The organism is Nocardia sp. NRRL S-836 (assembly GCF_001279525.1).
In the GTDB taxonomy this organism is placed as follows: domain Bacteria; phylum Actinomycetota; class Actinomycetes; order Mycobacteriales; family Pseudonocardiaceae; genus Lentzea.
Map to the genome: position 1 here is coordinate 107,250 of NZ_LGDY01000125.1, position 12,085 is coordinate 119,334.

Annotated in this window: 11 protein-coding genes; 7 read left to right on the forward strand and 4 right to left on the reverse strand. The window is 71.7% G+C overall.

The genetic code is table 11. From position 1 onward, the window contains the following. Nucleotides 1-90: 90 nt before the first annotated feature. The 4 genes from lanKC to ADL03_RS34085 all read left to right on the forward strand — a co-directional run bounded on the left by lanKC (nt 91) and on the right by ADL03_RS34085 (nt 6,340). The gene (gene lanKC, locus ADL03_RS34075) at nt 91-2,658 is read left to right on the forward strand and encodes a class III lanthionine synthetase LanKC (protein ID WP_053737715.1); all 2,568 of its coding nucleotides are present in this window, start codon (nt 91-93) and stop codon (nt 2,656-2,658) included. Between the two features lie 39 nt (nt 2,659-2,697). Further along, the gene (locus ADL03_RS47625; RefSeq protein WP_157529557.1) at nt 2,698-2,859 is read left to right on the forward strand and encodes a SapB/AmfS family lanthipeptide; all 162 of its coding nucleotides are present in this window, start codon (nt 2,698-2,700) and stop codon (nt 2,857-2,859) included. Between the two features lie 143 nt (nt 2,860-3,002). Continuing rightward, nucleotides 3,003-4,622, forward strand: coding sequence for an ABC transporter ATP-binding protein (locus tag ADL03_RS34080; protein ID WP_053737716.1), 1,620 nt, complete (start codon nt 3,003-3,005; stop codon nt 4,620-4,622). Continuing rightward, a complete protein-coding gene (locus ADL03_RS34085) occupies nt 4,622-6,340 on the forward strand; it encodes an ABC transporter ATP-binding protein (RefSeq protein WP_053737717.1) in 1,719 nt (572 codons plus the stop codon). The genes ADL03_RS34080 and ADL03_RS34085 overlap by 1 nt, the downstream gene beginning before the upstream one ends. Nucleotides 6,341-6,357: 17 nt before the next feature. On the opposite strand, the gene ADL03_RS34090 is transcribed toward ADL03_RS34085, so the two are convergent. Next, nucleotides 6,358-6,861 carry a DUF3145 domain-containing protein gene (locus ADL03_RS34090; RefSeq protein WP_157529558.1) on the reverse strand — a complete coding sequence of 168 codons (504 nt, stop codon included), beginning with the start codon at nt 6,859-6,861 and terminating at the stop codon, nt 6,358-6,360. 668 nt (nt 6,862-7,529) lie between these two features. On the opposite strand from ADL03_RS34090, the gene ADL03_RS34095 reads away from it, so the two are divergent. Genes ADL03_RS34095 through ADL03_RS34105 form a run of 3 tightly spaced genes read left to right on the forward strand, consistent with a single transcriptional unit; the run spans nt 7,530 to nt 10,505 of the window. Beyond that, complete coding sequence (locus ADL03_RS34095) at nt 7,530-8,768, forward strand: hypothetical protein (protein WP_053737718.1); 1,239 nt, start codon at nt 7,530-7,532, stop codon at nt 8,766-8,768. Nucleotides 8,769-8,780: 12 nt separating this feature from the next. Beyond that, nucleotides 8,781-9,143, forward strand: a complete 363-nt coding sequence (locus ADL03_RS34100) for a VOC family protein (RefSeq protein WP_053737719.1) — start codon at nt 8,781-8,783, stop codon at nt 9,141-9,143. 21 nt (nt 9,144-9,164) lie between these two features. Next, entirely contained in the window at nt 9,165-10,505 is a 1,341-nt protein-coding gene (locus tag ADL03_RS34105; protein ID WP_053737720.1) for an NAD(P)/FAD-dependent oxidoreductase, read from the forward strand. On the opposite strand, the gene ADL03_RS34110 is transcribed toward ADL03_RS34105, so the two are convergent. The 3 genes from ADL03_RS34110 to ADL03_RS34120 form a co-directional block, all read right to left on the reverse strand. Next, complete coding sequence (locus ADL03_RS34110) at nt 10,493-11,104, reverse strand: TetR/AcrR family transcriptional regulator (protein ID WP_053737721.1); 612 nt, start codon at nt 11,102-11,104, stop codon at nt 10,493-10,495. The two genes, ADL03_RS34105 and ADL03_RS34110, sit on opposite strands and share 13 nt — an antisense overlap. Before the next feature lie 95 nt (nt 11,105-11,199). Further along, nucleotides 11,200-11,418 (reverse strand): DUF6343 family protein, encoded by a 219-nt coding sequence (locus tag ADL03_RS34115; RefSeq protein ID WP_053737722.1) that lies wholly within the window; start codon nt 11,416-11,418, stop codon nt 11,200-11,202. 1 nt (nt 11,419) lies between these two features. After that, on the reverse strand, nt 11,420-12,022 hold the full coding sequence (locus ADL03_RS34120) for a hypothetical protein (RefSeq protein WP_053737723.1): 603 nt from the start codon (nt 12,020-12,022) through the stop codon (nt 11,420-11,422). Nucleotides 12,023-12,085: the final 63 nt, after the last annotated feature.

Below are 12,085 nucleotides of genomic sequence, written 5' to 3' on the forward strand. Positions count from 1 at the left end.
ATGCCTCGAATGGCGGATTGGCCATCGCTGCGCGAATGTGCGGGAATATGCGGCGTAAACAAAATGCGAAACAGCGAGGGAGGTAATTCGGTGGACCTCAGATACGAGGCGTTCTGCTTCGCGGATCGACGGTTCTACGATCTGCAGAGCAGCACCGAAAGCGGCCTCCCCGGTGATGACTTCTCCCACGAGCTGCCGCCTCTGCCGGACGGCTGGGTGCAGGCGGAACGCAACGTGTGGCGGCACCTGCACCCGCACGGCGTGCAGTTGCCGAAGCAGGGCTGGAAGATCCACGTCTCGGCCGGCCTGGACAACGCGAGCGCGGTGCTGAAGACCACCTTCGACTACTGCGTCGAACGGAAGATCCCCTTCAAGTACCTGCAGACCGTCTCGATCGTGCTGGCGCGCAACTCCAAGTACGCGCCCCGGGAGGGCAGCGGCAAGCTGGTCACGATCTACCCGACGAGCACGGAGCAGCTGGAGCAGGTGCTGTCCGAGCTCGCCGCGGTGCTCGACGGCCAGCACGGCGCGTACATCCTCAGCGACCTGCGCTACGGCAAGGGCCCGCTGTACGTGCGCTACGGCGGGTTCTCCGAGCAGTGGCTCGAGGTCGACGGGCAGCAGGTGCTCGCGATCGAGGGGCCGGACGGCGAGCTCGTGGCCGACCAGCGCAAGCCGGTCTTCAGCCTGCCGGAGTGGGTGGAGCTGCCGGAGTTCCTGGCGCCGCACCTCGCGGAGCGCAACGCCGGTGACCCGCAGCGGTTCCCGTACCAGATCAAGAGCTCGCTGCACTTCTCCAACGGTGGCGGCGTCTACCTCGCGACCCGCAAGAGCGACGGCAGGGAGGTCGTGCTCAAGGAGGCGCGGCCACACGCCGGGCTCGACCGCGAGGGACGCGACGCGGTGGCACGGCTGGAGCTCGAGCACCAGGTCCTCACCCGGCTCGCCGGCGTCGAGGGCGTGCCCGCGGTGTACGACCGCTTCACCGAGTGGGAGCACCTGTTCGTCGCCATGGAGTTCATGCCGGGCCGGTCCCTCGGGCAGTGGCTCGGGATGAACTACCCGTTGACGCACAAGGAAGCCGGCGACGAGAAGGTCACCGCCTACCGCGACCGGGCCCTCGCGCTGGTCGGCAGGGTCGAGGCGCTGATGGCGCGGGTGCACGAGCGCGGCGTCGTCTTCGGCGACCTGCACACGATGAACATCCTGGTGGACGAGGACGACGAGGTCTCGCTGATCGACTTCGAGCTGTCGTCGACGATCGAGGACGTGCACCGGCCGACGCTGGGCGCTCCCGGCTTCCAGGCACCGAACGACCGCGAGGGCTTCGACATCGACGCCTACCCGCTGGCCGCGCTCAAGCTGTGGATCTTCCTGCCGCTCAACGCGGTGCTGGAGCTCTCCCCGGCGAAGCTCGACCAGCACGTGCGGGTGGTCAAGGACCGCTTCGGGCTGAGCGACGAGTACTGCCAGGGCATCGTCGACGTGCTGCGGCCGCGGGTCGACCCGCCGTCGGAGCCGGCGTTCACCGCGTTCGACGACGCGGAACCGGACTGGACGGTGGTGCGCAAGGAGATCGCCACCGCCGTGCTGCAGAGCGCGACCCCGAACCGGACCGACCGGCTCTTCCCCGGCGACATCGAGCAGTTCGAGGTCGGCGGCGCGTGCTTCGCCTACGGCGCGGCGGGTGTGCTGCACGCGCTCGACGTGAGCGGCGAGGGCCGTTACCCCGAGCACGAGGACTGGCTGATCAGGTCGGTCCGGCGGGAACCCCCGAAGCAGCCCGGCTTCTACGTCGGCGCGCACGGCATCGCCCACGTGCTGGAGAACTTCGGCCACCACGACCTCGCGACCGACCTGGTCGAGAGCTACGCGCCGCTCGTCGCGACCACGAAGGACCACGGGCTGAGCGCCGGCCTGTCCGGTGTCGGGCTCAACCTGCTGCACTTCGCGGACACCCGTCAGGACGACGGTTTCGCCGTGCGGGCGGAGGAGCTGGCCGAGCGGCTCGCACGACAGCTCGCCGACGCGCCGGGCCCCGGTGGCAAGGCGAAGGCGGGACTGCTGCACGGCTGGTCGGGTCCCGCGCTGTTCTTCCTGCGGCTGTTCGAGCGCACCACCGAACGCCGCTGGCTCCGGCTCGCCGAACAGGCGCTGGAACGCGACCTGGCCGAGACCATGATCGCGCTGGACGGCTCGGTGCAGGTGCGGGACGGCAACTTCCGGTCGCTGCCCTACGTCGGCATCGGCGGTGCGGGCATCGCGCTCGTGCTCACCGAGTTCGCCGCGATCGCGCCGGAACGGCCGTGCGTCGAGCAGCTCCCCGGGCTGCTCGACGCCTGCACCAGCGAGTTCGTGATCCAGCCCGCGCTGACGCTGGGCAGGGCCGGTCAGCTGGCCACCCTCGCCCACGCCGTCCGGCACGCGCCGGACGAGCGGTACGACCGGTCGATCCGGCGGCACCTGCGGGCACTGGGCTGGCACGCCGTGCGCTTCGGCGGCGGGCTCGCGTTCCCCGGCGTGCAGCTGCGCCGGCTGTCGATGGACCTCACCACCGGCGGTGCGGGCGTCCTGCTCGCCATCGCGTCCACTGTGGACGGCCGCGCACCCCTCCCCTTCCTGGGGAGGACCCAGACCCCGGTCCTCGCGGACCGGTAGCAGTAATCCAGCAAGATCCCTCTGAGCAAGGAGACCGTCATGGGCTTCATCCTCGACATGCAGGACCTCGAGACCCCCGAGGCGCCGGCGAACGTGCTGGCCGGCGGCTCCAGCGGCGGTGGCGGCGGCTCCACGACCGCGTCCAACGCCTCGCTGCTGCTCCCCTGCTCGCACAGCACCGTCAGCCTGCTGGCCTGCTGAGCTGCGTCACAACTGATCCACTCCGGCCGGTGAGCGGCATAGGCGAAGTATGCCGCTCACCCGCCACCTGCAGGGCCCGGCAGCCGGCCAGCTGTCGGGCCCTCGCTCATGATGCGCCCTGATCACCTCCCGGAGGAACAGCGATGACCAAACCCGGTGACGCTCTGCTGTTCTCCACCGTCAAGCGCGACTACCGGCCGTGGCTGCTGCTGCTCAACGCCGCGGTCACCACCGCCGCCGGTCTGCTGCTGCCGACCGCGCTGGCCCGTGCCGTGGACATGGCGCTCGGCGGCGAGCTCGTGCCGGCCACGATCCTGTTCCTGCTGGTGCTCGCGGCCGTCGAGATCCTCGGTGACGCGATCGGCATCGTGCTCGCCGCCAGCATCACCGCCCGCGGGACCGCGTGGTTGCGCCGGCGGCTGTCGGAGCACCTCCTCACGCTCGGTCATCCCGCGCCGTTCGCCCACGGGGACGCCGTCAGCCGCGTCACCGGGGACTGCGGCAACGCGGGCAGCGTCGCCGTCACGTTCACCGGTCTGGTCGTCACCGTCGTGTCCTCGGCAGGTTCGGTCGTCGCACTGGCGTTGCTGGACTGGCGGCTCGCGGTGGTCTTCCTGGTCAGCGCCCCCGTCGCCGCGTTGCTGATCCGCACGCACATGCGCCTCACCGCCGACGACGTGCTGACCTACCAGGAGGTCTCCGGCGAGGTCTCGGCCCGGCTGCTCGACTCCGTGTCCGGCCTGCGCACGATCTCCGCCGCGGGTATCGCCGACCGCGAGACGGCCCGCGTGCTGCAGCCGCTCCCCCGGCTCGCCGCGGCCGGCGCCGGGATGTGGCGCACCCAGGCGAAGATGATGTGGCGGGCCGGTCTGCTGCTGCCCGCCGTGGAGGTCGCGGTGCTCGCGGCCGCCGGTTTCGGGGTGCTGCAGGGCAGGCTGAGCACCGGTGACGTGCTCGCCGCCCTCGGTTACGCCGCGCTGGGCATGGGGATCGTCGGCCAGATCACCCAGCTCACGGTCCTGGAACGCACCCGCGCCTCCGCCGGTCGGATCGCCGAGGTGCTCGACACCGCGCCACCGCAACGCCCCCGCGCCCGGCCTCCCGTGGCCGGGGCCCTCGAACTGCGCGCCGTCAGCGTCGACGGCGCGCTCCACGACGTCGACCTCGTCGTCCCGGCCGGTGCGTTCTGCGCGGTCGTGGGCAGCTCCGGCGCGGGCAAGTCGGTGCTGGCCGCGGTGCTCGGCGGACTGTCCGCAGTGGACTCCGGTGAGGTGCGGCGGTCCGGTGACGTCGGGTACGCCTTCGAACGGCCGGTGCTGCTGGGCGCGACGATCGGCCGTTCCATCGGCTACGGAACGGACGCCGACGACGCCCGGATCCGCGACGCCGCCGTCGCCGCGCAGGTCCACGACGTGCTGATCCGGTTGCCCCGGGGCTACGAGACACCGGTCGCCGACACCCCGCTCTCCGGCGGTGAGGCGCAGCGAATAGGCCTGGCGCGCGCGATCGTGCGCGATCCCGAGGTGCTGGTGCTCGACGACGCCACCGCCAGTCTGGACACGGTCACCGAGGCCAGGGTGGACACCGCGCTGACCACCGCACTGCCCGGCCGCACCCGTGTCGTGGTGACGCACCGGCCGGCCACGGCCGCGCGCGCGGACCTGGTGGTGTGGCTGGAGAACGGCCGGGTGCGCGCGACCGGCACCCACCGCGAGCTGTGGAACGACGAGGACTACCGCGCCGTGTTCACCGGGGGCGAGTGATGCGCTTCTACCTCTCCACGCTGGCCGGGCACCGCCGCGGCGTGCTGGTCCTGCTCGCCTGGTCCGCGCTGGAGGGCATTCCGGCGTTCTTCGGCGGCAAGCTCGTCGGCACCGCCGTCGACCGGGGCTTCGCGGCCGGCCGTCCGGTGGCCGGCCTGCTCTGGCTGCTCGCGTTCGCCGCTCTGGCCGTGGCCGGGGCGCTCGGCCAGCGCCAGGTGTTCGCCCGGCTCGGCGACGTCGTCGAACCCATGCGCGACGCCCTGGTCACGCAGGTCGTCAGGGGCGTGCTGACCACGGACACGCACCGGCGCACCCCGGACGCCAGCGCCGTCGCGATGATCACCCGGCACGTCGAGGTGGTCCGCGACGCCACCGCCGGTGTGCTGGTGCAGGCCCGCGCGCTGCTGGTCACCACGGTCGCCGCGCTCGTCGGGCTCGCCACGACCGCGGCCGCGCTCACGTGGCTGGTCGTCCTCCCGATCGTCGTGGCGCTCGTGCTGTTCGGGCTCATGCTGCCGTCGCTGGCGAAGCGGCAGCGCAACGCGGTCATGGCCGACGAGCGCACCGCCGAGGCCACCGGTGGCGTGCTGACCGGGCTGCGCGACGTGGCCGCGTGCCGCGCCGAACGCGAGGCGTTCGAGGACATCCGCGCGCAGGTCGACCAGCAGGCCGCGGCGACGATCACCGTGGCGTGGGCGAACGCGTTGCGTGCCACGGTGATCGCGGTGGGTGGCTTCGCGCCGATCGTGCTGCTGGTGGCGTTCGCACCGCCGCTGGTCCGCTCCGGCGAGCTCACCACGGGCGCGGTGCTCGCCGCCGTCATCTACCTGACCAACAGCGTGAACCCGGCGTTGCACGGCCTGGCCCGCACCACCAGCACGGTGGTCATGCGGCTGATGGTCGCCCTCAAACGACTGCAGGAGGCCGCGCCGCAGCGAACCCGAGCCGACGGCACGGAGATCCCCTCGAACTGCGAGTTCACGCTGAAGGACGTCACGTTCGGCTGGAGCCCGGACGCCGAGCCCGTGGTCAGGGACCTGGACCTGCGCGTCGTGCCGGGCGACCACCTGGCCGTCGTCGGACCGTCCGGCATCGGCAAGTCCACAGTGGCCGGTCTGCTCACCGGTCTGATGCCGCCGGGGCACGGCGAGGTGCTGTTCGGTGGCGTTCCGGTCGACCGGGTGGTCCCGGCGATCCGGCACCACGCGATCGCGTTGATCCCGCAGGAGACCTACCTGTTCACCGGGACGGTCAGGGAGAACCTCGCCCTGCTGGCACCGCAGGCGACCGATGACGAGCTGGTCGCCGCGGTGAAAAGCGTTGGGGCCAAACCACTTCTGGACCGGCTGGGTGGCCTGGACGCACGGCTGGGCCACGCGGGCGAAGGGCTTTCCGCCGGTGAGGCGCAGCTCCTCGCACTCGCACGGGTCCACGTCTCGGCCGCCGCGGTGGTCATCCTCGACGAGGCGACCTCGCACCTGGACCCGGCGGCCGAGGCACGGGTCGAGCGCGCGTTCGCGGCACGACAAGGCGTCCTGGTGGTCATCGCACACCGGCTGAGCTCGGCTTTGAGGGCCAACCGGGTGCTGGTCATGGACGGTGGCGCACCACTTCTGGGCACCCACGAGCAGCTGCTGAAGACCTCACCGACCTACGGCCGGCTGATGCTGGCCTGGGATCCCACGCACCACGAGGAAACCCCGCTGCCCAACCGGTAGCGGGGTCCACTCAGGACTCATCCGACGCGGTGCAGCCAGGTGACCGGCGCGCCGTCGCCCGCGCGGCGGAACGGCTCCAGCGCGTCGTCCCACGCCGCGCCGAGGAGCTCGTCGACGCCGTGCGCGAAGGACTCACCGCCGCGGGAGCGTGCCGCGAGTGCGCGCAGCTGGTCCTCGTTGACGACGATGTCGCCGTTGGCGGAGGTGCGCGCGTGCCACAGCCCCAGCACGGGCGCGAAGCAGAACCGCTCGCCGTCCTGTCCTGGGGACGGTTCCTCGGTCACCTCGAAACGGAGCATCGGCCACGCGCGCAGCGCAGCCACGAGTTTGGCGCCGGTGCCGGCATCTCCGGCCCATGCGCATTCAGCGCGCAACTGGCCTGGTGCCGCGGGTTGCGCTGCCCACCTGAGGTCCACTCGTTCGCCAAGGGTGCCCGAGATCGCCCACTCGACGTGCGGACAGACCGCAGACGGCGACGAGTGGACGTAGACCACGCCACTGGTGCTGCCACGGGTGCTCACTGCTGACCTCCGCTACTCGACGAGGGACGTCTTCCCCTACGCCTTTGCCGAGTGAGGTGATCACCGTGAAACCCGTTCGCTGCATTCTGCCTCGACTTGAGGCATGTCCGCCATAAGAACCAGCTCGATCATCACCCGACCGGGGCAGATACAGGTCTAAAGTCCCGATCTCAGCGGCCGAGTGATGCCTGATCGTGATCTACAACGCGTTTATCGCGGCGACGACGCCGACGAGGCCGGTGCCCTGTTGGAAGAGGAGGTGTGCGGGCCGACGACCCGGTGGTGCCGTACCGCGCCGCGGCTCGGCCGTGACCCGCCCGGGGCCGAAAGCCCCGCCGCCGGACGGCCCACAGGAGCTGGTGAGGACCTTGATCGGCAACGCCCTTCGCGCCGGGCGCCGCGCCGCGGACCACCGGGCCGCCGGTGGTCCGCGCCGCTGAGGTGGTGGTGGTCGCGGCCGCCGCGACAGGGGGATGCGGCGGCCACGAGCACCACGGCGTGTCCGTACATGGACCCTCCGTGAGCTTGGACAGACAATCCGTCCAACGAGTGATCCACTTTCAGGTGACGCGGTCGCGCAACGTCTCGACTGCTGGGAGTGGCGTTCGATTCCTTCCGGCCGCCCCCGGAGCGCTACCGTGTGCCCCCGTGCGGAAAGGTGGGGACTCGTGCGGTTGATCCGTCTGGGCGCTGAACCCTCGGCCATCGGGGCGGACGTCCGTGCTGCCCTCACTGCGTGCGGCGCGGGCACGGAGGTGCTCGGCGGGGTGGCGCTGACCGGCGTGCAGCCGCCCGACTGCCCGCTGCCGCTGGACGCGGTCGTCGTGCTGCCCAAGGGCGTGCTGGTGATCGTCGGCGTGGACCTGCCCGACCCGGCCGTGAAGCTGGAGGCCCCGCTCGGCGGGCCGTGGTCGATCGACGGGTGGCCGCTGGTCAGCCAGGACGGCTCGCCGAACCCCGCGACCGAGGCGGTGGCGGCGGCGACCGCGGTGGCGCAGCGGCTGCAGGCGATGCGCGCGGAACCGCTGCCGGTGAGCACGGTCGTCGCGGTCGGCCCGTTCGTGAGCCAGGTCGTGCAGCCCTCCGCCGACCTCAACCGCGGCGTGCGGGTGCTGCACCCCAAACCGTCCACTTTGCTCACCGCCGCCCGCGAGCTCGCGACGTCGGCGGTGCCGTGCTCGGCCGAGCACGCGGCGAAGCTGCTCGCCGTCCTGCAGACCACCGGCACGCCGCCGGACGCCGCGCTGCTGCTGAGCGAGGGCTTCACCGACGCCGTCTCCCCCGACCTGGCCTCGGCCAGCACCATGCTGATCCCGAAGATCAACGCACGTCCGCCGGTGGGCAAACGTTTGCCGCACAACTGGGCGCGGCTGCGCTGGCCCTACCTCGCGGCCGCCGGCCTGCTGGTGCTGGTCCTGCTCGGGTGGCTGGTCGTCGCGCTGCCCGGCGGTGACGCGCAGGTCGGTGCGACGGAGACACCGCCGCCGGGACCGACGACGGTGGTCGTGGACGGCACGACGTTCGTGCCGAAAGACACCAAGAAGGACAAGGACTGCGCTGCACAGGCGTTCGGCGACGTGAAGGCGTGGCTGGTCGCGAACGAGTGCGGCCAGATCCTGCGCGCCACCTACGAGACGACCGTCAGCACCCGCAAGGCCACGGTGCTGGTCGCGGACCTCGACGTGCTCGACGGCCCGAGCGCGAAGGCGTTCCACGCGATCGTCGCGGCACCCGGCTCCGGCGGCGTCAACGGGCCCGACGGCACCCCGCTGGCCAACGCGGCGTTCGCGAGCGGCATGAAGGGCAGCCACGTGCAGCTCGCGTTCGTCGTGTGGTCCGGCGGTGCGGGCGACCCGGCGCTCGACCCGATCGCCAAGCAGGCGTTGCGGCTGCCCGCCTCCCGGTAGAGGGTGGGGAGCATGATCGGTCAACTTCGTTCCGTGGTCGTCGACTGCCCCGACCCCTCCGAGCTGGCGTCGTTCTACGAGCAGCTGCTCGGGGGCGACCGCGTCGCCGACGGCAGCGACCCGAACTGGGTCGTGGTCGTCGCGAGCGGTGTCCGGCTCGCGTTCCAGCGGGCGCCCGAGTACGTGCCGCCGGTGTTCCCCGATCCGCACGGCTCGCAGCAGTTCCACCTCGACGTGCTGGTCGAGGACGTCGAGGAGGCGGAGGAGAAGGTGCTCGCCCTCGGCGCCAAGCTCCTCTCACGCGACAACGACGACACCTACCGCGTCTACACCGACCCGGTGGGGCACACCTTCTGCCTCGTGTGGCTCACGTAGTTCGGGCCTAGTCTGGCGGCCATGGATTTCGACGTCATCGTCATCGGTGGTGGCCCCGTAGGTGAGAACGTGGCGTGGCGGACGGCCGCGGGAGGCCTGTCCACCGCCATGGTCGAGAAGGAGCTGGTCGGCGGCGAGTGCTCGTACTGGGCGTGCATGCCGTCCAAGGCGTTGCTGCGCTCCGGTCACGCTCTCGCCGCCGCCCAGCGCGTCAAGGGCGTGGTCGGCGGCCACCTCGACCCGGAGGCGGTGCTGGCCAGGCGCACCGAGTTCACGTCCGACTGGGACGACGCGGGCCAGGTGAAGTGGGCCGAGTCGGTCGGCATCCACGTCCTGCGCGGCGAGGGCGAGGTGACCGGCGAACGCGAGGTCACCGTCGGCGGCGAGGTGCACCGGGCGCGGGTCGCGGTGGTCGTGTGCACCGGCAGCGTGCCGAAGATGCCGCCGCTGGACGGCATCGCCGACACTCCGGTGTGGACCTCCCGCGAGGCGACGTCGGCGCGCACGGTGCCCGAGTCGCTCGTGGTGCTCGGCGGTGGCGTGGTCGGTGTCGAGATGGCGCAGGCGTGGGCCCGGCTCGGGTCGAAGGTCACGCTGGTGGTGTCGGGTGACCGGCCGTTGCCGCGGCTGGAGGACTTCGTCGGGCCGCTGGTCGTGGAAGGCCTGCAGGCCGACGGCGTCGAGGTGCTGCTGAACGCCCGTGCCGCCGCCGTCGCGCCGGGTGCGCTGACGTTGCAGGACGGCCGGGTGGTCACGGGGGCGGAGATCCTCGTCGCGACCGGGCGGATCCCGGCGACGAAGGACGGCAAGCCGCTGAGCACCGACGACACCGGCCTGGTGTCCGGTGTGGACGGTCAGTGGCTGTACGCGGCCGGTGACGTCACCGGGCGGGCGCTGCTCACCCACCAGGGCAAGTACCAGGCCCGCGCGGTCGGGTCGGCGATCCTGGAGCGTTCCCGCGGCGGCGAGCCGAAGCCGTGGTCGGCCGGTCAGGCCAGCGCCGACCACGTGGCGGTGCCGCAGGTCGTGTTCACCGACCCCGAGGTGGCGTTCGTCGGGCACACCGCGGAGGAGGCGCGGGCCGCCGGGCGCGAGGTCAAGGTCGTGGACCTCGACATCGCGGTGGCCGGGTCGTCGTTGCACGCGGACGGCTACCACGGCAAGACGCGGATGGTGGTCGACGAACGCACGCGGACGCTGGTCGGCGTCACGTTCGTCGGCCAGGACGTGGCCGAGCTGCTGCACTCCGCCACCGTCGCGATCGTCGGCGAGGTGACCGTGGACCGCCTGTGGCACGCGGTGCCCGCGTACCCGACGATCAGCGAGGTGTGGCTGCGGATGCTGGAGGCCTACGGGCTCTGAGGCTCCAGCACGCTCCCGAGCACGTCGGTGAGCAGCTCGTTCGCCGTGCCGACCACGTACGCGCGGTCGTCCTCGTCGACCCGTTCGGCGAGCTTGAACAACGCGTCCGCGGTCTGCACGGCGATGCGGAAGGTCAGCATGACCGGGGCGTCGCCGTGCGCGCCGAAGCGGTTGACGAACAGCTCGGCGAGCCGTTCGGCCATCAGCTCGTACTGGTCGACGCTGGAGTCGAGCCGGTGGCTGTCCAGCATGTCGCCGAACCGCACCCGGCCGAAACCGGGCAGCTCCGCGAGCATCCGCAGGTACACGCTGACGATCTGCGTCATCGCCCCGCGCCACGTGTCCGCGATGAGGTCGCCGGCGAACAGCTCCTCGACCTCGCGCAGATATGCCTCCATGCCGCGCAACGCGAGAGCGTGCACCACGGATCGTTTGTCCGGGAAGTACTGGTAGAAAGAACCGATGGGCACTCCGGCCACATCGACGATGCGCGCCGTGGTGATGTCGTCGTAGTCGTATTCGTTCAGCAGGCTCGCACAAGCGTCCAGGATCGCGGAGACAGTAGCCGCACCACGCTGTTGCACCGGCTGCCGACGCATCACCCTGGCCAACCTGCCCCTGGCCGGGTCTTCATGCACTCCGACATCTTTATCCATACGACCGGGTAGACCCAAGCACAGTTTCCCGGCAGTTTTCAGCCGGGCTCCCCGCGGCGTTTGCGGCGCAGCACCCAGCCGAAGTCCACCAGGCAGACGACGGCGAGCAGCAGGAGCAGGACACCGAGCCAGCCGAGGTCGGCGCGCAGGGCCAGCCAGCCCGCGACCGAGTTGAAGACCAGACCGAACCCGGCGAGCCACAGCCGCAGCGTCAGAGCACTGCGCGGCGGCGCCGGGGGCGGCAGGTGGTCACTCACGTCACCCGGTTTCCCGCAGCAGGGGCGCCTCAACCGACCTCAGCGGCCGCGGCGGTTTCGTCACGTAGGGCCGCACGAGGCGGGTCAGCGCGAGGCCGGGCGCGATCAGCGGCACGACGGCGGTCAGCACGGCGGCGGTGACGCCGGCCCGCAGCACGTCCCGCGGCATGACGGCGACGCGGTCGACGACGAACGCGCGCCGGCCGGTGAGCGAGACGGCCGCGAGGACCAGCAGGAACGCGACCATGCTGAGCATCGCCCGTTGCACCGCGTGCTCGTACCCGGCCGCCTCGCCCGCGACGAGCACCGCGAACCAGCCGGCCAGGGCGGGCAGCTGCCCCTGCTCGGTGGTCGCGGCCCAGCTCAGACCGCCGATCGTCGCGAGCCAGGCGAGCACGTCGGCCCGGTCGCGCGCCCAGTCCGTGGCCGCGTCGAGGGGGATGCCCGTCCAGGCGAGCAGGCCGAGCGGTGTCGGCGGGTGCTCGGTGAGCTGGGCCAGCACCCAGGCGAGCAGCCACGCCGACAGCAGCACCGCGAGTGCGAGCTGCCACCGGGGCCGGCGCACCACACACCGGGCGAGCCGGACGATCTCCGCGCGCGTCATACCCCCACCTTGCCGCTTTCCGGTGGTTTGTGGAGAAACGTCACCCCGATGCTCACCCGTGCG